Genomic DNA, 24376 nt, shown 5'->3' on the forward strand with positions numbered 1-24376 from the left:
ATAATCCTCTCTATTGTGATCTAGTAGAAGTTTATTCTTACCATTACCCCAAAGTAGGCCAGTGGAACTCGTTCCCATAAAAAAAGGTGAGCAAGATTGACCTAAGTCATCCTGCCCACCTGTGTATTCAATTAATAGACTTTATCTCCATTAAAAATGGAGTTCTTAACGATAACGTAATCCACATTACGGATAGCCTCTAATTTATTGCCACCTGCATAAGAGATGGAGGATTGAAGATCCTGCTCCATTTCTCTTAGGGTTTCTGCTAAAGCCCCTTTATGCTCAACCGCAATTTTTTTACCTTCGACGTTCTTCTTTTCACCTTTTTGGTATTCTGAAGCGGAGCCAAAGTATTCTTTATAGAGCTTCCCAGCGATTTCAATGGTTTCACCCGGAGATTCTTCATGACCGGCAAATAGTGAACCAATCATGACCATAGAAGCGCCAAATCGTACGGATTTAGCAATATCACCGTGTGTGCGAATGCCACCATCGGCAATAATTGGCTTGCTTGCAGCCTTGGCACACAAGCGTAGTGCAGCTAACTGCCAGCCGCCTGTACCGAATCCAGTTTTGATCTTAGTGATACATACTTTCCCTGGTCCAATCCCAACTTTAGTAGCATCAGCTCCAGCGTTTTCTAATTCTCTAACGCCTTCAGGTGTTCCTACATTTCCTGCAATAACAAAACTAGCAGGCAGGTATTGTTTAATATGTTTGATCATCCGAATAACTGCTTCGGAATGGCCGTGTGCAATATCAATTGTAATGAATTCCGGAACCAGCTGTTCTTTGGATAATTGTTCGACGAAATCATACTCTTCTTCTTTAACTCCGACGCTGATGGATGCGATTAATTCACGGGAGTGCATGTCTTTGATGAAAGACGTACGTTTCTCCGGTTCAAAACGATGCATAATGTAGAAATAGCCATTTTGCGCCAAGGAGATAGCGATCTTCTCATCAATGATGGTTTGCATGTTGGCAGGTACCACCGGCAATCTAAATTTATGCCCACCGAGGGTGACTGATGTATCACACTCCGAACGGCTGTTTACGATACATTTTGCAGGAATTAATTGAATATCTTCATAATCGAATACTTCTTTCATAATTTACACCTCTAAATGCGAACATTATAGTATTTTGGTTTGTTAATTGTTCGTCCAAATTGTAATGTACCTCATTCTGCGCCGTAAGTCAAAATTCTAGTACATTATGGTGTAAATTGGACATAATTATACGGCAAATTGGTGTACAGCATTCTTTTTCCTCCACTTAAAAAAGCTTGAAGGCAATATAAGCAGCAACGATCCAAATAATGATCGCGGAGATCTTATTAATAATCCGCATGATTTTGCCACTTGAGTCGATTTGTCCTACGGTTTTTCCGGCTACAGCCAGCCCAAAGAACCAAATCCATGACACTAGGATAGTCGCGCCAGCAAATACAACTTTGTCTACGCCTGTGTAACTAAGTGAGCTAGTGCCGATGACGCCAATAGTATCCAAAATCGCATGTGGATTTAATAAAGAAACGGACAGCGCGAACAGGATTTGTTTTTTGGAGGATAGAGGCGTTGCGTCTTGCGCTGACGATGTAGGTGTACTTTTCCAGATAGACCATCCCATATACAAAAGAAATAAAAGTCCTACAGCAAATAAAGCGGTCTGCAGAACGGGGATGGCAAACACAAGGACTGAAACACCTAATACGGCTAATAGAATAAGCAGGGTATCGCATAAAGCGGCTGTAACAATAACGGGAATGGCTTTTTTAAAATGTGGCTGCGAGGCCCCTTGGTTAAGTACAAAGACATTTTGTGCGCCAAGTGGAAGAATTAATCCAAAGGCCAGTGCAATGCCATGAAGTAGTGCGGCTAACATAGTTTATTATTCCTCCGATAGTATTCATACGTTATAGAATTGGCTGTCCTATTGGTTCAATTGGTCTACTACAATTTTATGGACAAATAATATGTACTATCATACAGTCTGTGTCTTGATTTAAAAAGCTGCTTAATATAATCTTGTTGTCCCTTAGAAAAGGTAGTAAAGTAACAGAATGCATACTATATATGGAAAGAAAGGTTGATATTTTTGAAAAAAGGAATATTTACAGGGTTGGTTGCTCTCTTGTTGATGACTACAAGTACGGTGACCTCTGGCACTGTAGAAGCTGCAGCAGCAGTAACCAAATTACCGAATGCCCAATGGAGTCAGCTGAATGTTGTGGGAGAGCTGGAGAGTGTGGAAGGCAATCCTATGGAGGTTACTAAATTAAACACAGTGTATCTACACACCAAAGAAGAGCATGCTACTCAAACTAAGATATGGTTAGTGGATACGCTGAAATCATATGACACACAGACTGGAAAGCTGAAGTGGTCGGTTAATTTTGCAGACCCTGGTACATCGATGTTTCGTGAATCCAAAGAATATTTAGTGTCACCAGATGGAACGGTATACATAACTTTTACAGATAATCTTTCTCCTGACGCAACTCAAATCTACGCGGTGGGAGCTGACGGGAAACGGAAATGGAAGGTGAATTTATCTCAAGCAGAGGGATACTTGTATAGACTTGATAACGGCAATTTAGTCTTTGCATCCCGAGGAGAGTTTGATGGTTCCGGTAATTATTCTGGGTCCCTAACCTTAATTAATAAAAATGGAACTAAAATAAAAAACGTAACTTACAAAGGGACGGTAGCAGGGAAAGGAAATCGTATCCTCATTCAAACAAATTACGGAAGTGGGAAAGGCTCGCGAATCCAGGCTCTTGATTCTTCGCTAAATTCAGTATTTACATACCAGTTGCCTGCGGATTCGTATACAGAAGTCGATTACAACGAGGTGCTCACCGATGGGACCGTACTAATTCGGGCTAATCTTCCCAAAACAGGGAACCGACTATTTGGTTTTGACTCTAAAGGTAAATTGCTGTGGGGTAGAGATGTCGCAGGTAATGCTGTCATATCATCCCTGGGAGAGGTATATGGGATTTATGCCAATGGGAAGCTGTCCTTATATAATGTAAAAGGATTGGTTAAGACAGTAGCCCTACAAGATGAGACGGAATTTTTTGTTTCGTTATATCAATTACAGGATGGTAATATTGAGCTTAGCTTTCCTGGTTCTGCAACATATATTTTAAATCCTAAAACGCTCGCAGTAGATTATACTTTCAGGCTGAAGGATAATTTTAATTTCAATTATGTGGGGAATAGCGTGGGATATGTAAAGACAGACAAAGGATTTTCAAGAATTAAGTTTTAAGTCTTGGTATTAAAGAATATGATTGATCAAGGATGCCTCCCTAAATGGGTTGGCATCCTTTTTACGTTAATGCTAAGTATACAAGGCTACCTATTCACTAATTACACCATTAGTAAAAATGTCATCTCAACTCATGACTTTTTGTAACTAGTGAGCCCTTAAGGGGTTACACTATAATAAAGATTAAGTCAGCAGAGTATATAGGGGGAAATGCCTTGTTTAATCTGGTCAAACAGTGGTTCTGGTACGATTGGCTCGTCCTCCTGTTTCGGATTTGTTTTTCTACTTCTTTTTTGGTCACCATGTGTTATCTTTCGGAGGATTTTACGATTCCTTTCTGGATCGCGTTTGTTTGGGGCGTGGTCTCTTTTTCTGTGCCTTGGTTTTGTTTGCAGCTGCATTACAAGTATTATCTGATCGCGGAGATCCTTTTTTCGGGTGGGCTTTGTTTATATTTGGCTGCTTTGTTTCCTGAATCGTACGTAACTTTTCTGCCTATCGCTTTTATGATCGCCAGCAATAGTGCACAGAAGTCCTATCGTTGGACAGCTCCGATCACGGTCATTTTGATTCCAATTATGTTATCTAGATTGTCACAACAAATGGATGCTGTATCGATGATTGTTAACATGGGTTTGGTGTATACGCTTGGGTTCGCTTTTCATTTACTGGTGGTGAATCACAAGCAGGGCAGAATTATTAAGGAGCAAAATGCTGTTTTAGAGCAGTACATCTCGCAAGTTGAACGTATGACACTTCTGGAAGAACGAGATCGTTTATCCAAAGATCTGCATGATACGGTGGGGCATTCTTATACTTCAATTATTATGGGGCTAGAGACTTTACGTTCGGAGGTGAGTACTTCTGAAGGGGAGCACAAAATAGATGCCTTGTTAAAGTTAACCCGCAATGGCCTGGATGATGTTCGGCGATATTTGCACCATGTGGGCGCTTCGGAGGATTCATTGACGCTAATGCAGTCCCTGCAGAAATTAGTGGATGATTTCCAGACCTTCTCCAAGGTTAAGATTCGCTTAAGAACATTCGGAGAGCCGTATACAGTATCTAAGCAGGCCCAAATGACATTATACAGATGTTTGCAGGAGTCGATAACCAACGCTGTACGTCATGGTCAAGCCAGTGAAATTGTCATCAGCTTACATTATGAAGAGAAGCTGATTCGGCTGGATGTGCAGGATAATGGATTAGGCACTGAAGATTTAAAAGCAGGATTTGGTGTGAATGCGATGAAGGAGCGTGCCTCCAACTTGCAAGGACAAGTGTATTTCTACTCTAAGCCAGGGGAAGGGACCTTAGTGACCTGCAGTTTACCAAGGCTTGAAGAGATACAGGAGGAAACGATTCGTTTATTGCTGGTAGATGATCAACCCTATATCCGGGATAGTCTGCGAATTATTCTAGAGCAGGAGCCGGATTTTGTGATCAATGGGTTAGCTGAGAATGGTGAACAAGCGATAAGCTTCTGCGAGCAGGAACAACCTCACGTGGTGCTGATGGACTTAAATATGCCGGGCATGGACGGTGCGGAAGCGACCAAGCTTATTAAGCAAAAGTGGCCAGGGGTACGAGTGTTGATCCTGACTACTTTTCAAGAAGCAGATATGGCAGTCGAAGCACTGCAAAACGGGGCAGATGGCTACTTGCTAAAGTCTACCGAGCCGCAGGAGCTGTTCGAAGGAATACGTCTTGTACATCGGGGCGTAAAGATGATTACACCCGATATTACGAATGTATTAATTGATCACTATGAGATGCATCCAGCTTCAGAGGCACCACCGACAGAGAAGAGTAATGAATATGGACTGACCCCGCGTGAGCTGGAGATTCTAGAATGCCTCTCGAAGGGAATGCGTTATAAATCTATTGCCGCTAAACTATATCTGTCCGATGGAACGGTGAGAAATTACGCGTCCACCATCTATGCCAAGCTCGGGGTACGAAACCGTGAGGAGGCAGTCGAGAAGGCTTTTAGCATTTCGGATTAATCCTGACCGAAGTATTTGAAATTGATAAGCACCTTATTGTTTGCTTTCCCTTGTGGGAGTAGGCAGTAGGGTGTTTTTTTTGTCATATGACATTATGGCACTGGTCGATTTTACACCAAAAGCACTAGCATAGGAGTTACTTAGTTATGAACAATTTTTTATTGCAGAGAGGGAGAGAAAAACATGAATCAAATAATCCGGAAACATGTGAGAAATTTTTGTTTCTTATTAATTACTTTTGCCACAGGGCTATTTTACTTTTGTTTTTATTTGGTGGGCATTACCTTTGGAGTTTCGATGTCCTTCACCTTAGTGGGGATCCCGATCCTTTATTATGTTTTGCGTTCTACCGAGACTTTTTTACAGCATGAGCGAATTCGAACTAAAGTCTATACGGATATCTCGGTTCGCACGCTCCCAACCCGATCTCAAGAAGAAGGCAGCTTGTGGGAAAGGGTTAAGGCAGAGTTTCTGGATGAACATAACTGGAGAGCGATTTTAGGGTTGATGTTGCAGTTTGGAATCGGCATGGTCAGTCTCATTTGTGCCACTCTTTTTTACTTGACCCCTATTATTCTCTTGTTGTCACCTGTCCTGTATTTATTAGATGTGTCCTCTATATCGCTATTTGGGATTGAAAATAAAACATTCAACATCTCACTTTTCTTCATGTTGTTAGGTGCAGTGTCTCTATGGATAGGTGCTTATCTCGGAAACAGTCTGGTAAAGATGATCGGCAGGTATACGCGGCGTTTAGTGAAGGATTTTGCTAGAAGATAAACTTAAACAGGAAGAAGGAAAAATGATGGTAACCTCAGTTCCATTTATAAAATTATTCTCACAATCCCTTTGGATGATGTGGGAGAACATATTTGCTGTCATCACCAAATTTCGTAGTCAGTCCGTGCGTAGATATGGGATATGTAAGTTGGTAGTGTTGAAATATCACGGAGAAAGTTTGGTCTGCCAAGATGGGCAACGGATACTTCCGGGAGATTGGGTGGGTGAGCTTCATTTGGACAATCGCCAGATTGTGCAGCTGACACGTACGCTTGGCGCAGATCGGGCCGGAATTCGTACGGCACGCATGCTTCGCGAGGCTATGAAGGAGATCAGTCGTGATCTAGACAGCAATCCGGAACTAAGCAAAGTAAACGCGCTAACCGGGATTACACTGCTTCACCGGGGGATTATTCATGGAATAGGTTTTGAGCAGCGCCCCATCAAGTCCAAATGGCAGCGGCACTGGTTCGGGATATACCTTCGTTTTTTACTTCGCATGCTACATCCGGAAGGGAAACATCGTGTAGAGGACAGCACAGAGAAGTTATCTCCCATGATGCTTGTGCTTAGCAAGCAGTCCTTGAAAGCGCGGTTTGCCCCGCGTAAGACAGAGGCGGCTTCCTAATGTGGGCCTTCATAATTTTAGCAGTGGATGTGATTGTTCTTTATATGATCGTTCCTTTTGCTCTTACCCGAATATTGGGATGGGGGGTTCACTCGGAGGTAGGTGCAGAGAAAGAAATTGCGTTTACGTTCGATGACGGTCCGGATCCTTGTTATACACCTGAACTTCTAGATCTATTAAAAGAGCATGGCATAAAAGCGACCTTCTTCGTATTGGGCAAAAAGGCGCAGCAATATCCGGAACTGATCGAGCGTATGCACAGAGAAGGGCACCAAATCGGCATTCATAATTATACTCATACACCCAACTGGATCCAGTTCCCCTGGACCAATAGACGGAAGCAAGTAGATCGCACCGCAGACATTGTTGAGCGAATTACAGGAGAGCGGCCTATCTTTTACCGCCCACCTTGGGGGCTTCTTAATCTAGGGGATTTCTTTTTGCTAAGAGAATCTTATCGAATCGTATTGTGGTCTGTCATGGTCGGAGATTGGAAAGCGTCACTGAGTGCAGAGCAATTAAAGGATGCCTTAATAAAAAAAATAAAACCAGGCTCAATCATTGTTCTACACGACAGCGGAGATACACCGTGGGCAGATGAAGAAGCGCCCTTGAATATGATCACTGGATTAGAAGAAGTCTTAAAAGAAATGGATAAAAAGGGTCTGAAGTGTCTGCGGATAGATGAACTGCTGAACAAGGAAGTTAATTATAGTAGAGAAGCTAGATCCAGAGTCAAACATCGGGGTCAGATTGATCTGTAGCTATTGAAATTTCTCAATCATTTTTTATATGGCAAGGGCTATGGTAACATTTAGAGTAAAGCGGTCCGTACCTATATAAATTGTTGAGAAAAGGATGGGGTAGCATGTTGAATGCTTCTTACTGGTTAACCAATATAAGATTAGAACAAGGTTATGTTATTGAGGATGGGCAAGTAGCGGGTACGAATACGAAGGTTTGTCATCTCCGCATTGACGGGGATAAGATTTCAGAAGTTGTTGGAGCAGACATCGAGCTTCAGAGCCAGCTCCCGAAATATGACTGTAAAGAGTTGTTGATGCTGCCTTCTTTCGAAGAAGCACATATCCATTTAGATAAAACATATTTCGATGGACCTTGGAGAGCGGTAAAGCCTGCGTCCAGTGTTTTCGAACGGATTGAGGAAGAGAAGGTATTATTGCCTAAGCTGCTGCCCATGGCGAGACAACAAGCAGAGAGCATCCTGACGCTTATTCAGGGGTTTGGTGCCACACATGTGCGCAGCCATTGCAATATTGAGCCTGTCAGCGGCTTGCAACGATTAGAAGCGACTGTACAAGCATTAAATGCATTCGCGGGTAAAATTTCATCTGAAATTGTGGCGTTTCCGCAACATGGCCTGCTGCGCTCGGATTCTGTACAGCTGGTAAAACAGTCTCTGGCAGAGGGAGCAACCTTTGTAGGCGGAGTAGATCCTTATACGGTGGATGGAGATATCGAGAAGTCACTTCAGACGATGGTGGAATTAGCAGTGATGAGTAATGCCGGCATTGATATTCATTTACATGATGGAAAAGAAGCGGGAAAGAAAACACTGACGCGGTTAGCTGATCTGACGGAAGAAGCTGGCTTGCAAGGAAAGGTCACGGTCAGTCATGCGTTCTGGTTCGCAGGAGCTCAGCAGCAAGAGGCAGAAGAGGTAGCTAAACGGATGGCATCACTGGGTATGACTATTGCATCCACAGTGCCTATTGGAAGAATGATGATGCCACTTCCGATGCTGCACAGCCAAGGGGTAAAAGTGAAGCTGGCAACAGATAGCCTTACCGATCACTGGTCCCCTTTTGGAAATGGAGATCAACTGGAGAAGGCAGGGCGTTACGCGGAGTTGTACGGCTGCAATGATGAATTGGCATTATCTCAATCTCTCAGATTTATAACAGGAGGATTAACACCCCTTGATCCAAAAGGCGAGCAGGTATGGCCAAAGGTTGGCGACACTGCTAGCTTTGTGCTGCTGCATGCCAGCTGTTCGGCTGAAGCAGTAGCCCGAAGAGCGCAGCGCCAAGCCGTCTGGTACGAAGGCCGACTGGTGAGTGGTTCGATAACAAATAGAGACCTGTGAGGCAGATGATATGCTCCTCTCTACCTATCTGCAACAGTATAAATCGGCGATCCTCTCACTCCCGAAGGGTACAGTGCTAACTAAACAGGATCTGCAGGTGGATAAGCTTCTAATGGAGCGTAATGGCAAGGTGGAAATGTATTATGCCCCCCATAATGAGTACATTAATCCTTCTGCTAAGGTGATCATTATAGGGTTAACGCCCGGGTTCACACAAATGGGCATAGCGATACAAGAAGCGATCATAGGTCTGGAGGCTGGTTTGTCAGATGAAGAGGTATGTAGGACAGCGAAGGAAGCGGCGAGATTCGCAGGCTCCATGCGGAACACGTTAATTCATATGTTAGATACACTTAAACTGCATCAACACTTGAACCTAACCTCTTGTGAAGAACTATTTCAGCAGCAGCAGACGATCCTGCACACCAGCTCTTTATTACATTTTCCCGTGTTCGTGGATAAGAAAAATTATAGTGGGGCCCAGCCCAAGCTACTTTCAAATTCATTCCTCAGGGCGCAGGCATTATCTTCCTTGCGTGAGGAGCTGAACATACTGAGCCGGGCCTTAATTATTCCCTTAGGAAAAACAGTGGAAAGTATACTTCAACTCCTTGTGTCCGCAGGTGAGCTTGATAAACAACGCTGCTTATGGGGATTTCCCCATCCCTCGGGCGCCAACGGACATCGATATAAGCAGTTCGCCAGCCAGCAAGAACAAATGGTGAAGATACTGCATAATCATTCATGGAAGGGCTGATTCAAGCTCCCCATCAGATGATCTACATGAAGTCGAAAAAATAACGAATGACATGAAAAAAGACCGGTGAAGTGTAGGTTAAGCTATCGATCCGGCTTAAATGGCTTTGCTTCAATGCCACGAATTTATCGCCATCGCCGATTAGCAGATCCCGCTTTAACACGGAAACCGTTAAACTGCCAAAGAAGCCGCTCAAGCTGATCAACATGCCTGACAGTAACCCGAAGATTGGGTTGAGCGGTGTCAGGTAGGGATAGATTAGGTAGGAAACTCCTGTTGTGATGACAAATGCGAAAGCGAAACCCTCCCAAGTCAAATACGGATTGGCGGTGGGAACTATTTTCCGCTTCCCTACATAAAGTGATGCGAGATAGTGGACCACATCATTGAGCTGCGTTAGCACTACTAGAAAAAGCACAAGCCCCGCCCCATACTCCGGTGTAGCAAATTGAAAGTAGGCTAAGTGACTAAGTCCGAATACCATCAGCATAAGCCCCCATTGGGTGGAGCTGACACTACGCATAAAACCAACCGTGCCTTTATTAATCATTCTGGGCAGCGGTAGGAGCAAGAATACATAAACCGGGATGAAGACAATAAACATTCCGTACCACTCGATATAAATCCAGTAGAACTGCAACGGGATGGATAAGTAAGCCCACAGAAATAGCCTGCGGTCGGATTTTCGTGATTTCATCATAGAGAAATACTCTTTCAGTGCAAAGAAGCAGAGCACCATGAGAGACAGCAGAGAGACGACGGGATTAAATAGGGTAGCTAGGCAAAAGATAAAAAGCATTCCCCACCACGTCTTGATACGAAAGCCAATGCCCGTATAATCCTTATTTGGTTGTAGCTTCCCTATAACTACATACATCAAGTGAATGGCCGATAAGGCCGCAAAGATAAGAATTATAGTTAATAAAGAGCGGTCGATAACTGATCACCAACTTGTCCTAGAGTAGATTCCATTAATGGGTTCATATGTTATTATGAAGGAAACGCTCAAACTTGATAAGGGGAAAATTGTAAATGGCAGCAGATCCATCGGTCTTTATATTACTGACGAATACCGGGACGCTTTTTACGAAGCTCATTCAAGGCTATACAAAAGCACCCTATAATCATGCCTCGATCTCCTTTAATCGGGAGCTTTCCGAGCTGTATAGCTTTGGCAGAAAGCATCCGAGCAACCCCCTGAATGGAGGGTTTGTGAAGGAGGATATTAAGACAGGTACGTTCAGCAAATACCCTAATACAACATGTGTCCTATATGAACTTCAAGTTACAGCCCGCGAAGTGGAGAAGATGGAGCGGGTCTTGCAAGTCTTTATCCGAAGCCGTCAAAAGTATCTCTATAATATTCTCGGCGTAATTGGCATTGCCCTGAAGGAGCCTGTCGAATTCAGCAACTCTTATTTTTGTTCGCAATTTGTAGCGGAAATTCTAGAGCGGTCGGGCATTAAGTTATGGGATAAGCTGCCCGCACTCGTTACTCCGGATGATTTTCGCCAAAGTGATCGGCTGCGTTTGGTTTACCAAGGTAAATTAAGTGATTATGAACCTGAGCGCTTAGGAGGAGACGAAGGATGAATAGCAAAGAAATATTTTCTAATCGGGTGGATTCGTATGTAAAATATCGGCCGAGCTATCCTGGAGAAGCCATTGATTATTTGTACAATACTATTGGGCTCCAACCCAATTGTGATATTGCTGATATTGGTGCAGGAACAGGAATATTCTCAGCATTACTTCTGGAGCGCGGGAGTCGTGTGACTGCCGTTGAACCCAATCCGGAAATGCGTAGAGCTGCGGAAGAGAATTTCGCAAAGGATAACCATTTCTCTGTATCGCCGGGGTCTGCTGAACATACAGAATTATCCGATCAGTCCATGGACTTTATCGTATGCGCCCAAGCGTTTCATTGGTTTGATAGGGACGCAACGCAATTGGAATTCAAGCGGATTCTAAAACCGGGTGGAAAAGTTATTCTGATATGGAACTCCCGGCTTACTTACGGTACCCCATTTCTGGAGGAATATGAGCAGCTGCTGCAGACCTTCGGGACGAACTACACTCAAGTTAATCATAAGAACATTACCCCTGAGATCCTTAGTTCCTTTTTCAAGAAAGGACAGATGCAAGTAGCGCATTTTAGCAATCAGCAGGTATTTGATTTGGAGGGATTAAGCGGGCGGCTTCGATCGTCTTCCTACACTCCGGTCCCCGGAGATCCAAGCTATGAGAATATGATGGCTGAGCTGCGGAATATTTTTGAACGAAATAATCAGGGTGGGCAAGTGTTTTTTGATTATAATACCGAAATTTATTGGGGCGAAGTGTAAAGTAAATAAAAAGACTCAAACCTTTGAGATAACAGGGTCTGAGTCTTTTTTACTTGGTAGTTATGAAAGATGTACGTAAAACGTGGTGGACTCGCCGACAAAACTTTTGGCATAAATTTTTCCCTTATGCTGTTCAATAATCGATTTGGCAATCGCCAGTCCTAGGCCATACCCCCCTTGTTTACGCGCCCGGGAAGCATTTGTACGGTAGAATCTGTCAAATATTCTTGCTAAGTGCTCCGGCGCAATGCCCTCCCCCGTATTGGTGACCGCTAACACCATGTCATTATGTTGTTTTTTAAGGGATAAGGTGACTGAACCTTTAGGGTTCGAATATTTTACAGCATTGTCCAAGAGGATCATAATCACTTGTTTGATCTGTTCACTATTGCCTAGCACTGTCAGATCAGGCTCGATGTCATATTCAAGGGAGATATGCTTCTCAAAGATTACAGCTTCCATCGTTAAAATGATATTTTCAACCACGTCGCTCAGATTGAATTTCGAATAAATCATTCTCGATCTGGAATCGTCCATCTCGGTCAGGTACAACAGATCATTGGTCAGGCTGGTCATTCTTTCTATTTCCGACTTGATATAGTGCAGCCACTTGGACTGATTGTGAATGGTGTCATCACTGTTGGACAGGAGAACATCCGCATTGGTGTTAATAATAGTCAACGGCGTCTTTAACTCATGGGAAGCATCCGCAATAAATTGTTTCTGTTTCTCAAAAGCCTCCTTTACCGGCGCAATTGAACGATTAGCAAAAAAGCGGCTAGCGAAGTACAAGATAATCAGCATCACTGAGCCAACTACAGAGAAGGTATAGATTAGATTGGTGAGGATTTTTTGCTCTGCAGTGATGTCCAGAAATACAAGCATCGCCCCATCATTCGTATGCTGGATGTTGAAGATCCATTTGCTGCTATCCAAGGTGAACCTTCCGGTATCTTTACCGGCGCTTAGTGCTTCTTGCAGAGCCGTATTATAAAATTCATCGTCCATAGTAAATTTGGAATCTTTCCCCGTAAGGTTCGACGCTGTATCTATTTTCAGCATAAATGAGATTGAGCGTTCTGGAGGAGGTGTTCCGTTATCCGTACGTTTATTATCCACACGTGGTAACGTGGCTCCTCCTTTGGTATTGCCTAATCGTCCTGTGTCACCACCGGGAGACTTGTAGTTTTCCATGATTCTGTGAAGATCCATCTGAATATCGTTTTGGACATCCCGGTACGTAATTACATATATGGAGATGAAGGCCACAAGCATGATCACCGAGATGGTGACTAAGTTAACAATAAGAAACCGATTTCTGAGCTTTGTGAACATTAGGTCGTCACCTCTAATACATACCCTACGTTTCTGATCGTACTAATGCGTACGGTCGAATTTAAGAAGGTCAGTTTTTTTCTCAAAAAAGAAATATACACCTCTACATTATTGTGCTCAGCATCTGAATCAAAGCCCCACAGCTTCTCAATAATTTGTTCTTTGGAGGTTACAGCTTGTTTCCTCAAGATCAGAAGCTCCAATAGCTCGCATTCCTTTAGATTGAGCTTGATCTCTTTGCCACCCACGGTAAGTTTCAGATTGGATGTATTCAGTTCAATATCCCCGAACTTTAAAGCATCATCTGGTATCACCTCGCCTTTACGTCTTAGTACAGCCCTTATTCTTGCCAATAAGATCTCCGAGGAAAAAGGTTTGGCGATATAATCGTCAGCTCCATAGTCCAGCCCAGTGACCATATCTGTAATTTCACCCTTTGCGGTAAGCAGGATAACGGGAGTGGGTATCCCCTTTTTCCGCAGCGTCTTGAGGACGCTGACCCCATCCATCTCAGGCAGCATGATGTCGAGCAGCAGCAAATCATAGATTCCACTCAGTGCGTAATCCAGACCCGACCTGCCGTCATGGACTGCATCCACCGAATAATTATGTTTTTTTAATATTTGAGTTAAGGCTTCAGCGAGATGAAGCTCGTCTTCTACTATTAATATTCTCATGGTTTTGCCATCCCCTACATAGAACCAGTATTTGTTATTGAGGTCATTATATCAGGATTACCTTTATTGAACCTTAATGAAGGTTGAGATAGAAGTGACTGCGAACAGCAGTTTGAAATCAAGAAATCTGCAGACAACAGCGGCCGGAAGAACAACATTCACCGCAGTTACGATTTACACCTGTGTTAAGGGAATGTAAAAGATAATCAATAATTTGTAAAACCATTTAAGATTCATTAAAGGTTTGGGATCTAAGATACATTCATAAGCACACGAGACAACGATAAACAGAAAGGATTGATCACATATGGCGATTGAGGTATTCAACCGTTATGAGAACAAATATTTGTTGGACAACGAAGCCTACTATAAATTTTATAACCAATTGCTTGAATACATGGAACTAGACGATTTCAACAAGCAACATGAGTTTTACTCCATAACCAACTTATATTATGACACGGAGCACAACACCCTGATTCGTAACAGTCTTGCGAAGCCCAAGTACAAAGAGAAGCTTCGTTTAAGAGCATACGGTGTTCCAAATCAAGATACGAAGGTGTATCTGGAAATCAAAAAGAAGGTATTTGGTCTTGTTAATAAAAGAAGAACGTCGCTCAAATTAAACGAGGCTTATGATTTTGTCGCCACCGGTATGGAACCGGAATTCAAGGATTACATGAATAAACAGGTGATTGAAGAGATCAAATATTTTCTGACACGCTATGATTTGCAGCCCAAGGTGTATCTGTCTTATGACCGAAAAGCGTTGTTCTGTAAAAACAATCGCGATCTAAGAATTACATTCGATACAAATATTCGCAGCCGCCGGTACGATCTGAAGATGGAGCACGGTGTTCATGGCGAACCCTTGCTGGAGCCGGGGCAGTGGCTTATGGAAGTAAAAGCTGAGAACACGATTCCGGTCTGGCTGGCCAAAATGCTCTCAGAGCATCAAATGTACCGTACAAGCTTCTCCAAGTACGGCAACGAATATAAAAAAATGCTGAAGAACAGTAAAACAGAACGGGAGAGTGCCCTCTATGCTTGATTCATTATTTACCGTAGCAACTAGTACAGAGTTAACGTTTACCAACGCACTGCTAACTATTTTTATAGCTATTGCTCTTGGCGGGATCATTAGCTACACCTATATGAAGACCAATGCAAGCGGCTATTCGCAAAGCTTCACACTAACAATGGTACTGCTGCCCGTAATTGTGGCCATCATCATTTTGCTTATCGGAAGTAATGTTGCCAGAGCTTTCAGTCTTGCCGGGGCGTTCTCCATCATTCGGTTTAGAAGTGCGCCGGGCGATCCGAAGGATATCACATTTGTTCTGTTCACCATGGCTTCTGGACTTGCCTGTGGAGTGGGTTCCTTTGGATATGCAGTTTTTTTCACCCTTATCCTATGCGCCCTTATGTTTATCCTTAACCGGACTAACTTTGGTGTAAGAACAACGTCGCAAAAAACATTAAAGGTAACCATCCCGGAGAGTCTGGGATATGAGGAAGCCTTCGCTGAAGTATTCAATAAATATAACGTTGGGTATGAGCTTAAAAAGATTAGAACGTCTGAGCTTGGCAGTTTATATGAACTGGTCTACGCTGTAACGCTGGGTGAGGCTGTAAACCAGAAGGAATTTTTGGATGCGATTCGTACCCGGAACGGTAATTTAGACCTGTCTCTGACCATGACTCCAACTGCTAATGACTATTAAGATAACGAAAGGATGGATGAAAAATGGATAAATATATAACCGGAAGTAAAGTAGGAATCTTGCTATTGTGTGCATTACTTATGTCGGCTTGCAGTACCAATGCCACAACAACACAGTCTGAAGCGGCGGCGGGTACAGTAGCAGCCTCGGGAACAACGATAACTCAGAATGGGGCTGCTACGGGAGTACAACTGGCAAGCGCCAAATTGTCCGATCTGGTGACGTTCGATGAAGAGGATTCTAATACAACTTGGACGGCTGACCAATCGACGGAAATTGCTTTGGCTGGAACAAGTGCGCTTGTTGACGGCACCGGGGCTGAGTCCAAGGATGGCTCAGTGACAATTACTGCAGCAGGAACTTATGTGCTGTCTGGTAAGTTGAGTGATGGACAGATTGTAGTTAATAATCAGGATGAAGGTACTGTGCACTTGGTACTGAACGGTGTGAACATCACGAACAGCGATAGTGCAGCAATTGATATTAAAGAAGCGGGGAAAGTGATCATTACCTTGGAAGACGGGACGGAGAACTCCGTATCTGATGGAGCAACTTACGTGTATGCCGATGAAACTACAGATGAACCGAGTGCGGCTATCTTCAGTAAAGCGGATTTAACGATTAATGGGACCGGGAAGCTGTCTGTTTCCGCTAACTATAATGACGGAATTACGAGCAAGGACGATCTGAAAATTATGGGTGGCACTATTGAAATTAAGGCTGCCGATGACGGGATTGTAGGTAAAGATCTTGTCGCTGTAAAAGACGGAAATATCAGCATAACGGCAGAAGGCGATGGAATGAAATCAACCAACGATACTGAGACGGACAAAGGCTTCATAGCAATAGCAGCAGGAACATTTGATATTACGGCTGGTAATGATGGAATTCAAGCTGAGACTTCACTTGTAATAGATGGCGGAACATACACCTTAGTTACGGGTGGGGGCAACGAGAAGGGTGAAGTGAAAACAGGTGATCAAGGGCAAGGTATGGGCATGAGAGGTGGCCGAGGTCAGGGAACAGGGGATCAAGCACCAGGAACAACAGGAACCTCAACATCTGAAACCAAACCAGAGACGATGCCAGAAACAAAACCGAAGATACCAACAACGGAAGCATCAACAACGACAACAACGGCAACAACTACAGAATCGGAAATACCAAGTACTAAAGGTTTGAAGGCTGGAGGAGATATTAGCGTAAACAACGGAACCTTTACCATCGATTCTGCTGATGATGCAGTGCACAGCAACAGTAACATTGCTATAGCTGATGGAGAATTCAACATCAAAACTGGCGACGATGGAATCCATGCGGATGCTTTGGTGGCGATATCTGGTGGTAAAATTGATATTACGAAGAGCTACGAAGGGATTGAAGTAGCAAACATCGAGATTTCCGGTGGCGAAGCTCATGTGGTTGCTTCTGATGATGGAGTGAATGTAGCAGGAGGTAACGATGAGGCGACTGTAGGCGGCGGCCCTCAGGAGCAGGATCAATTCAGCGATTCTGCTAGCAATATGCTAACGATTAGTGGAGGAACACTAACGGTCGATGCTTCAGGTGACGGGCTGGATTCGAACGGCTCCATCACAATGTCGGGTGGCACGGTTATTGTTAATGGACCTACCAATAGCGGTAACGGTGCACTTGATTTCGACGGTAGCTTTGAACAGAGTGGAGGAACTTTGGTGGCTGCGGGAAGTTCGGGCATGGCACAAGCACCGTCTGACACCTCTAGCCAACATGCAGTCAGCATGACTTTCCCTCAGACCCAGGAGGCTGGAACATTGGTTCATCTAGAGGACAGCGAAGGTAACTCGATCCTGACCTTTGCTCCTTCGAAGAGCTATCAAACGGTGGTGATTAGTTCACCGGATCTGAAGGACGGCGGTTCTTACACCCTCTACTCGGGAGGTACCTCGACTGGTAGTGAAGCGAACGGACTGTATACGGATGGTGAATATACAGGAGGAACAAAAGTAGTAGCGTTCGAAATTACAAGCAGCGTAACTTGGCTAAATGAATCCGGAGTAACAACCGCAAACACTAATCAAGGTCCAGGTGGCGGTGGTGGTGGAAACAGAAGACCTTAGGTTATAAATTGCATTCAAAAGCCACTCCAGCATTTTGGAGTGGCTTTTTTTAGTTTGAGATAAATTAGTCGCCGTTAACAGGGATGGAATTCTGTTTAATCGGTTGATTTGAAGTGTTGATGATCACATTATGTGAATTAAAAGACAGAATTTCAATCAGCTGCTCTGCTATATGGTTAGCTGTATATTTAAATCCGCCTTTTACCCACTCTATGATTAATCCAAATAGAGCATAGGCGGTATAACTGGAAAACAATTCTATATTTACATTGGTATTAGTGTTATTAACTGCGACTAATTCCCGCTTGGTGAGCTCCTTTAAGAGGTCGCAAATCCTATTTTGGAACCCTGGCAGAACATTGGAATTTATAATGATGGTATAAAAATTAGAGTAAGAGACCACATGTTCAAAAATCTTGATGCTCGAGGTGGTCAGCTCACTAACTATAAATTTATCGGTATGAAGATAGGGTTCTTTATAAGCCTTAATTAAATCCTCCAACACATCATCAATTAGCTCATTTAGAAGTTCTTCTTTGGTTTGATAATGTTTATAGAAGGTTCCGCGGTTTAAATCGGCAAGGGTAACGATATCGGTTATCGTAATGGTGCGGAAATTCTTTTTTTCCATGAGTAATATCAATGCGTTTTTAAGCTCTTTACGCGATTTGCTAGTTCTCCGATTATTTTTAAGCAACAGAAGACCACCTAACTGTCTATTTTCTAATCCTATTTGAACAGAATCCCACGTTATATATATTTATGAACATTTGGTGTCTCATTTGTATATTGATAGTTAAATTTTAGAGGATTAAACTTGAGTAGTATAAATTTTAAGCGTTAAAGAGATTTTATATATTGATATTTACATTATAGATAAACGTAAAGGAGACTTCCAACATGAAACTTCGAGACAGAGTTGCAGTGGTTACTGGGGCGGCATCGGGTATGGGGAAATCTATCGCAGAGTTGTACGCTAAAGAAGGGGCAAAAGTGATTGTAGCCGATCTGAACCTAGAAGGTGCTGAACAAGTAGCCGCAGGCATCAATAGTAACGGTGGAGTAGCTAAGGCACTGAAAGTAAATGTTGCCCTGGTTGGAGATATTGATAGCATGATTGATACCGCTGTAAAAGAATATGGCACGCTAGATATTTTAGTGAATAACGCAGGGATTATGGATGGCTTTGAGCCAGTTGGTGATATTACAGATGAACGATGGGATCTTATCTTTGATATCAATACCAAAAGTGTAATGCGGTCCACTCGTAAAGCACTGCCTATTTTTCTGGAAAAAGGAAAAGGGGTTATCGTTAATACCGCTTCTACAGGTGGGGTAAGTGGTGCCCATGCGGGAGCAACTTATACTGCCTCTAAACATGCTGTAGTAGGCTTGACGAAAAACACAGCTTTTATGTATGCCAACAAAGGGATTCGTTGTAATGCTATCGCACCAGGAGCTACTGCCACAAACATCAGTGCTTCAATGAAAAATATAAATGAATTCGGCGTGAGCCGTACGCAATTAACACAGGCTGTGATCCCTCGTGTAGGTACACCTGAAGAAATCGCACAAGTTGCGTTATTCCTGGCTTCGGATGATTCCAGTTTTGTAAACGGAGCTATCATCGCTGCTGATGCGGGTTGGACTTCCGCATTCTAAATGTTGGTTGTCTACCTCTGCCTCAACAGTTTATCCACGGAGTCTTACGGACCCAGATGATGTTATTCGCAAATTTTCAGCCTTTTGAGAAGGAATTCGGACTCCAGAGACGCTATTTCATATAAATCGGCCCATATTTTGTGTTTTCGCGCCAATAGCTGCAGTGGAGTCCGATAGCAATTCAAATGTGGAATAATGGCGCATTTAAGGTCTACTCGGTCCGCTAACCAATTTTTTCGGACAAAATGTGATCGGATTAAACGCAGAGGTACCCCAGCACGCTACCATTTTGCCAAATGATGACCCAAACGGGAGGCTACATAAAACTCCGCTAGAGATTAATCTAGCGGAGTTTTTTCTACGCTTGATATTTCCAGGGGAACCCTGCAAAATAGAGAGAATGCTAACTATAGAGGAGTTATATGAAATGAACGATGTTATGGTGCGGAATCATGTAAAAGTCATTGGAGCAGGAGAAAAAACTATCCTTTTTGCGCATGGATTTGGGTGTGATCAAAGCATGTGGCAGTTTATCACGCCATCATTTGAGAAAAAGTATCGAATCGTTCTATTTGATTATGTAGGCTCAGGCCATTCAGATTTAAGCGCATATACATCGGATAAATATCATACTCTCCATGGTTATGTACAGGATGTACTAGATGTTATCGAAACATTTGAACTCAAGGATCTTATTTTTATAGGCCATTCTATTAGCTCTATGATCGGTTTGCTTGCTTCAATCGAGCGGCCGGATTATTTTAATAAAATGATTATGATCGGACCTTCCCCACGTTATTTAAATGAGGGAGATGCTTATTTCGGGGGCTTCGAAAAAAGTGATATTACTGAGCTTCTGGATATGATGGAGATGAATTTCGCGGGCTGGGCTAGCTTTATGGCTCCACTTGCGATGAATAATCCTGACCCAATGTTGACTAAACAGCTGGAACGAAGCTTTATTTCGGCCGACCCTATTATCGCTAGAGAATTTGCGGAAGTTACATTTTTTTCGGATCATCGAGAAGATCTGCCTAAAGCGACAGTGCCTACACTCATATTGCAATGCTCGGATGATAGTATCGTTCCTATAGAAGTAGGAGAATATTTACATAGACATATGAATAATAGTACGTTCCGGTTAATGGAGGCCAAGGGCCATTATCCACATATTAGCCATCCCCAGGAGACCATTACTTTGATTAATGAGTATCTTGGGTGAGATGGAGAAGATTATGGTGTTGAAAGGATATTTAGACAATGGATGACCGGTTAAAATATGCGCCATGCGGATATGTTTCCATTACCCATGAAGGAATGATCCTCGATGTGAATCAAACCTTTTTGGATGGGATGGGATATCAACAGGTTGATTTGGTAAATAAACACTTTGAATCTATCATGTCTACAGCCAACAAGCTTATTTTTCATTCATACTTCTATCCTTTTATCAATCTGAATGGACATGTAGAAGAGCTATTTATCAATTTGAAGGACAGCAAGGGGCAAGCCGTGCCTTACTTGTTAAATGGTAGACGCCTTGAATGTGAAGGTGTAGAGGTCATTGATTGTATTCTCGTACAGATGGGCAAACGTATTGATTATGAGCTAGAGTTACGATCTGCGAAGAAGCAAATAGAAGAGGCATATTGGGAAAAAGATCAGGCGCTGGCAAAGCTCAAACAAATCCACCTGGAAATCGAGCAAAAGCAAGCTGAATTACTGGAGATGAATGCCGTTTTAGTAGAGCTATCTACTACAGACAAGCTTACTGGATTAAAGAATAGAAGGTTCCTGCAAGAAAAGCTGGAAGAACAGATTGCAGCGTATCACCGTGATCAGGCGCCTTTTTCGTTATGTATTCTAGATATTGATCACTTTAAAAATGTGAATGACACCTACGGTCATCAGATGGGTGATTATGTCCTGGAGAAATTGGCGAGTATCCTGAAGTCCCAATCTCGTAAAGAAGATATCGCAGCTAGGTATGGTGGTGAGGAGTTTATCCTTCTGCTGCCTAATACAGATTCATCGGATGCCACGGCTATAGCTGAGAGTCTACGACAATTCATAGCCAGCTCCACTTGGGAGATTGGCAGCATTACGGTAAGCATTGGCATAGCTACCTTTGAAGCAACCGATACAGACATCACTCTTCTGGAAAAAGCTGATCAAGCGCTTTACGTTTCTAAAGAACAGGGGAGAAATCGCGTTACGCATATTATGGATTTGAGTGAAAAGCTTCTTTAATTGGAGGCTTTTTTTGTTATTTATAAACGATACATCCTCTTTGCTCTAATTGCTCTAAAATGTCTGTTCCCTTCAAGCTGTGATTCCATCTGAGATCCAGTTTCTCTAATCGTTCAAGCTGTAAAAGGGAATTCGGAATTTCATGAATGGATCTCCTTTGTAATTCGTATTGGCATCAAGCCTATGTGACAACGTTACGATAGAATATAACAGGATGATGATTTATTATCAGTATGTTGGCATACAAAACTATGGAATGTGGATCATACCTACATTATCTATTCGGGGATTATGGCGATCTGGAAGTGATCCATCCCTCCAATATAAGAGTGCTGTCTGCGGTGGCTATGAATGATACTGTATTATTTGAGATTAAACATGAGCCTTTTAAGCAGATGGTTGCCGATTACCCGTTGATTAAGGATCAATTGATGCTGCTGCAAATGGAGCGTTTATTTTTATCGAATCGGTTATTATATGAAATGAAATTTCATGATGCGAGAGCGCGTGATATGATCGGAACGTTAAGGGAGACGGCTACCCTTGTGCTTAAAGATCTGCAAGAACAAAAGATTATTGAGATTCAACATCAGCAGATCACCGTGTTAGACCCGGCGTATTTACTGGAGTATACGGATTTCGATTGAGAAGAGCCGTTCCGGGATCTTTTTCAGAGAATCGATTATTAAAGGGGTTATGAATGTGGCTTGTAATCATTGTGTAGTAAGAGAGCTGAATTTTCAAATCAAGGCTCATGGTGAGCTTAATCTTAGGGTTTTACCTGAGGTTATTCATCACTTGAGTAGAAGTAATACGATACATAAGGTGGAAGAAAATGTGATTACAATTAAGGAGGCTGGGGTGCGGGATTTTCTGGATTTCTGTAATGACCATATGGAGTCGGAGCAGGTTGAATTCCGTATAGATGACCAAACATGGAGACCTCTATCCGAATTACCCACTGTACTTGATATGGAGTGGATTGATGAGGTTATCACTAAGGGTCTTGTTACTTGCTACTTCCAACCGATTGTGAACGTAAGGGAAGAGATTTTTGCATACGAGCTCCTATCCAGATTTAAAAAAGAAGACGGATCTCTTATCTATCCTAATGAGATTTTTGCGGCGGCACGGAATCGTGGGCGTTTATATGCTTTAGACCGGTTATGTAGAATGACGGCTGTAAAATATGCTGCACCCTTAAATAAAAAAACGTTTATTAATTTTATCCCAACGTCGATCTACGCTCCAGAGTTCTGCTTAAGATCAACCGTTGAACTGGCCAATCAATTAGGCGTCGATCCTTCTCTTTTTGTCTTTGAAGTTGTTGAGACGGAGAAAGTGGATGATCTCGCTCATTTGAAAGCTATTTTGACATATTACAAGGATCGGGGATTTGAATACGCTTTAGATGATGTTGGTGAGGGCTTCAGCACGATCGAGATGTTATTGGAGCTTAAACCCCATTACATGAAGCTGGATATGAAATATGTTCAGGGTGTGTCCAGCGATCTGAACAAACAGAAAATAGCAAAGCAATTTTTAGAAAAAGCTTTAGAAATCCAATCCGTTCCTTTAGCAGAAGGTGTGGAGTTTAGAGAGGACTTTGAATGGCTTAAGCAGAGTGGTTATCAGTTGTTTCAGGGCTATTTATTTGGAAAGCCTGATCCTATTCCCAAACAGTAATCCTAATGAGTATATATCCGTCCAGAGGATGAGATGAATTTCAGGTCAGAGTCTGAGTACAGCCAACCCCCGGGGTTGTATAATTTAGGTAATTTGAAAAGGGGGACGGGATAAATATGAAATGGCATCAATTTGTAACGCGCTGGGCGGATTCTAGGGGCTTTGATGGACGAGAGATTGATTATCAATGGCCTTCTCCCTCATTTCCGGTCATCAGTATTCGCAGTAATCTAGGGCGATACTCAGGTCAAGCGTATGGCCGTGGAGGTAAACCCCGTGTGAAGACAGCCGTTGGATTAATCGCTATTGGAGATGTAGCTGTTGGCTTGATTTCCATAGGTGCGATAAGCGTGGGCGTATTATCCTTAGGAGCAATATCACTGGGAATGTGGTTAGCGATCGGAGCAATAGCACTTAGCTGGCTTGGCTTCGCAGTGGGAGCGATTGCGATTGCAGGCGTGGCTGTAGGAGCGATCGCAATCGCGGAAAAAGCGTTGGGGGCCATCGCCATAGGGGATACGGCGTTTGGTGCGATAGCGATAGGCAGGATCGCTGGGGGTGCCATAGCTATCGGACAATGGGCATATGGTGTAATCGCAGTTGGCGAACATGGTTTCGGATTAATTCCCGTCACGGGCGATGTGTGGAATTGGTTCCGGGGTTTGTTTGGATCGGAGAGTTAAGTAGACCTACAGTCCTAAAGGATGTCCTTCTCTTCCGGGATAGTCGATAAATAATATCTATCACATAAGAAAAACTAATTGCAATTACCTATACTCATTTCATACCAATTAATCATGCGATCAGATCTAGGCTTATGTTACTCTTTGAATGTATTCGAAACTTCATAGGCAAACCTATGGAAATGTAGGGACGCAAAGCTATAGGGACTAAGGTTATCATAACTATTGTCAGCCAGCTGCCAAAGAGTGCGTAACGCTTTTTGTTAAAATATAAGAAAGTATAAGTTATAAAACTATACTTAATATCTTATATTTCTCGCTTAAACGCTTACCGTCCTTATAAGGACGCCGAAGG

General features: G+C 43.0%; 25 protein-coding genes and 1 riboswitch. Of the genes, 19 read left to right on the forward strand and 6 right to left on the reverse strand.

The annotated features are described in order from the left end of the window. Positions 1 to 131: 131 nt before the first annotated feature. Positions 132 to 1115 (reverse strand): GMP reductase, encoded by a 984-nt coding sequence (guaC, locus tag MHH63_RS24780; RefSeq protein ID WP_036682307.1) that lies wholly within the window; start codon positions 1113 to 1115, stop codon positions 132 to 134. 166 nt (positions 1116 to 1281) lie between these two features. Then, complete coding sequence (locus MHH63_RS24785; protein ID WP_341172201.1) at positions 1282 to 1890, reverse strand: LysE/ArgO family amino acid transporter; 609 nt, start codon at positions 1888 to 1890, stop codon at positions 1282 to 1284. 213 nt (positions 1891 to 2103) lie between these two features. Between MHH63_RS24785 and MHH63_RS24790 the strand changes: the two genes are divergently transcribed. The 7 genes from MHH63_RS24790 to MHH63_RS24820 all read left to right on the forward strand — a co-directional run bounded on the left by MHH63_RS24790 (position 2104) and on the right by MHH63_RS24820 (position 9560). Continuing rightward, positions 2104 to 3282, forward strand: coding sequence for a hypothetical protein (locus MHH63_RS24790; RefSeq protein WP_341172202.1), 1179 nt, complete (start codon positions 2104 to 2106; stop codon positions 3280 to 3282). A gap of 215 nt (positions 3283 to 3497) precedes the next feature. After that, entirely contained in the window at positions 3498 to 5288 is a 1791-nt protein-coding gene (locus tag MHH63_RS24795) for a hybrid sensor histidine kinase/response regulator transcription factor (RefSeq protein ID WP_341172203.1), read from the forward strand. Positions 5289 to 5471: 183 nt separating this feature from the next. Next, positions 5472 to 6068: a sensor domain-containing protein gene (locus tag MHH63_RS24800; RefSeq protein ID WP_076124185.1), complete on the forward strand. Its 597-nt coding sequence runs from the start codon at positions 5472 to 5474 to the stop codon at positions 6066 to 6068. 22 nt (positions 6069 to 6090) lie between these two features. Next, entirely contained in the window at positions 6091 to 6696 is a 606-nt protein-coding gene (locus tag MHH63_RS24805) for a YkoP family protein (protein WP_254847726.1), read from the forward strand. After that, positions 6696 to 7460 (forward strand): polysaccharide deacetylase family protein, encoded by a 765-nt coding sequence (locus tag MHH63_RS24810; protein WP_076220092.1) that lies wholly within the window; start codon positions 6696 to 6698, stop codon positions 7458 to 7460. The genes MHH63_RS24805 and MHH63_RS24810 overlap by 1 nt, the downstream gene beginning before the upstream one ends. 104 nt (positions 7461 to 7564) lie before the next feature. Beyond that, positions 7565 to 8803, forward strand: a complete 1239-nt coding sequence (locus MHH63_RS24815) for an amidohydrolase (protein WP_076191571.1) — start codon at positions 7565 to 7567, stop codon at positions 8801 to 8803. A gap of 73 nt (positions 8804 to 8876) precedes the next feature. Further along, positions 8877 to 9560 carry a uracil-DNA glycosylase family protein gene (locus tag MHH63_RS24820; RefSeq protein WP_280753210.1) on the forward strand — a complete coding sequence of 228 codons (684 nt, stop codon included), beginning with the start codon at positions 8877 to 8879 and terminating at the stop codon, positions 9558 to 9560. Between the two features lie 22 nt (positions 9561 to 9582). Here MHH63_RS24820 and MHH63_RS24825 read toward each other — a convergent pair whose 3' ends face one another. Continuing rightward, complete coding sequence (locus MHH63_RS24825) at positions 9583 to 10497, reverse strand: phosphatidate cytidylyltransferase (RefSeq protein WP_076132799.1); 915 nt, start codon at positions 10495 to 10497, stop codon at positions 9583 to 9585. Positions 10498 to 10592: 95 nt separating this feature from the next. On the opposite strand from MHH63_RS24825, the gene MHH63_RS24830 reads away from it, so the two are divergent. Both MHH63_RS24830 and MHH63_RS24835 read left to right on the forward strand, forming a co-directional pair. Further along, positions 10593 to 11153, forward strand: coding sequence for a hypothetical protein (locus tag MHH63_RS24830; protein WP_076124175.1), 561 nt, complete (start codon positions 10593 to 10595; stop codon positions 11151 to 11153). Beyond that, a complete protein-coding gene (locus MHH63_RS24835) occupies positions 11150 to 11905 on the forward strand; it encodes a class I SAM-dependent methyltransferase (RefSeq protein WP_280753209.1) in 756 nt (251 codons plus the stop codon). The genes MHH63_RS24830 and MHH63_RS24835 overlap by 4 nt, the downstream gene beginning before the upstream one ends. Before the next feature lie 60 nt (positions 11906 to 11965). Here the strand turns inward: MHH63_RS24835 and MHH63_RS24840 are convergent, their stop codons facing one another. After that, positions 11966 to 13240, reverse strand: coding sequence for a sensor histidine kinase (locus MHH63_RS24840; RefSeq protein WP_341172204.1), 1275 nt, complete (start codon positions 13238 to 13240; stop codon positions 11966 to 11968). Continuing rightward, a complete protein-coding gene (locus MHH63_RS24845) occupies positions 13240 to 13917 on the reverse strand; it encodes a response regulator transcription factor (protein WP_076099753.1) in 678 nt (225 codons plus the stop codon). Before MHH63_RS24845 ends, MHH63_RS24840 begins: the two co-directional genes overlap by 1 nt. A gap of 76 nt (positions 13918 to 13993) precedes the next feature. Here MHH63_RS24845 and MHH63_RS24850 point away from each other — a divergent pair, with 76 nt between their 5' ends. From MHH63_RS24850 to MHH63_RS24865, 4 genes are all read left to right on the forward strand, one after another. Then, a complete protein-coding gene (locus MHH63_RS24850) occupies positions 13994 to 14116 on the forward strand; it encodes a hypothetical protein (RefSeq protein ID WP_256716004.1) in 123 nt (40 codons plus the stop codon). A gap of 108 nt (positions 14117 to 14224) precedes the next feature. Then, entirely contained in the window at positions 14225 to 14968 is a 744-nt protein-coding gene (locus MHH63_RS24855; protein ID WP_076105108.1) for a polyphosphate polymerase domain-containing protein, read from the forward strand. Beyond that, positions 14961 to 15641 (forward strand): DUF4956 domain-containing protein, encoded by a 681-nt coding sequence (locus MHH63_RS24860; protein WP_341172205.1) that lies wholly within the window; start codon positions 14961 to 14963, stop codon positions 15639 to 15641. The genes MHH63_RS24855 and MHH63_RS24860 overlap by 8 nt, the downstream gene beginning before the upstream one ends. A 23-nt stretch (positions 15642 to 15664) precedes the next feature. Next, on the forward strand, positions 15665 to 17740 hold the full coding sequence (locus MHH63_RS24865) for a carbohydrate-binding domain-containing protein (protein ID WP_341172206.1): 2076 nt from the start codon (positions 15665 to 15667) through the stop codon (positions 17738 to 17740). A gap of 64 nt (positions 17741 to 17804) precedes the next feature. Here MHH63_RS24865 and MHH63_RS24870 read toward each other — a convergent pair whose 3' ends face one another. After that, positions 17805 to 18371 (reverse strand): TetR/AcrR family transcriptional regulator, encoded by a 567-nt coding sequence (locus MHH63_RS24870; RefSeq protein WP_341172207.1) that lies wholly within the window; start codon positions 18369 to 18371, stop codon positions 17805 to 17807. A gap of 269 nt (positions 18372 to 18640) precedes the next feature. Here MHH63_RS24870 and MHH63_RS24875 point away from each other — a divergent pair, with 269 nt between their 5' ends. The 6 genes from MHH63_RS24875 (at position 18641) to MHH63_RS24900 (ending at position 24021) form a co-directional block, all read left to right on the forward strand. Further along, entirely contained in the window at positions 18641 to 19402 is a 762-nt protein-coding gene (locus MHH63_RS24875; protein ID WP_076278246.1) for an SDR family oxidoreductase, read from the forward strand. A gap of 427 nt (positions 19403 to 19829) precedes the next feature. After that, complete coding sequence (locus MHH63_RS24880; protein ID WP_076181841.1) at positions 19830 to 20624, forward strand: alpha/beta fold hydrolase; 795 nt, start codon at positions 19830 to 19832, stop codon at positions 20622 to 20624. A gap of 38 nt (positions 20625 to 20662) precedes the next feature. Beyond that, positions 20663 to 21652 carry a sensor domain-containing diguanylate cyclase gene (locus tag MHH63_RS24885; RefSeq protein WP_248548914.1) on the forward strand — a complete coding sequence of 330 codons (990 nt, stop codon included), beginning with the start codon at positions 20663 to 20665 and terminating at the stop codon, positions 21650 to 21652. Between the two features lie 251 nt (positions 21653 to 21903). Next, positions 21904 to 22299, forward strand: a complete 396-nt coding sequence (locus MHH63_RS24890; RefSeq protein ID WP_179089366.1) for a Crp/Fnr family transcriptional regulator — start codon at positions 21904 to 21906, stop codon at positions 22297 to 22299. 190 nt (positions 22300 to 22489) lie between these two features. Continuing rightward, the gene (locus tag MHH63_RS24895; protein ID WP_305953541.1) at positions 22490 to 23338 is read left to right on the forward strand and encodes an EAL domain-containing protein; all 849 of its coding nucleotides are present in this window, start codon (positions 22490 to 22492) and stop codon (positions 23336 to 23338) included. A gap of 116 nt (positions 23339 to 23454) precedes the next feature. Next, positions 23455 to 24021, forward strand: a complete 567-nt coding sequence (locus MHH63_RS24900) for a hypothetical protein (RefSeq protein WP_076282228.1) — start codon at positions 23455 to 23457, stop codon at positions 24019 to 24021. A gap of 157 nt (positions 24022 to 24178) precedes the next feature. Next, positions 24179 to 24265: riboswitch (cyclic di-GMP riboswitch) on the forward strand. Positions 24266 to 24376: the final 111 nt, after the last annotated feature.

The sequence above is a fragment of the Paenibacillus sp. FSL H3-0310 genome (assembly GCF_038002785.1).
GTDB lineage: Bacteria > Bacillota > Bacilli > Paenibacillales > Paenibacillaceae > Paenibacillus_AQ > Paenibacillus_AQ odorifer.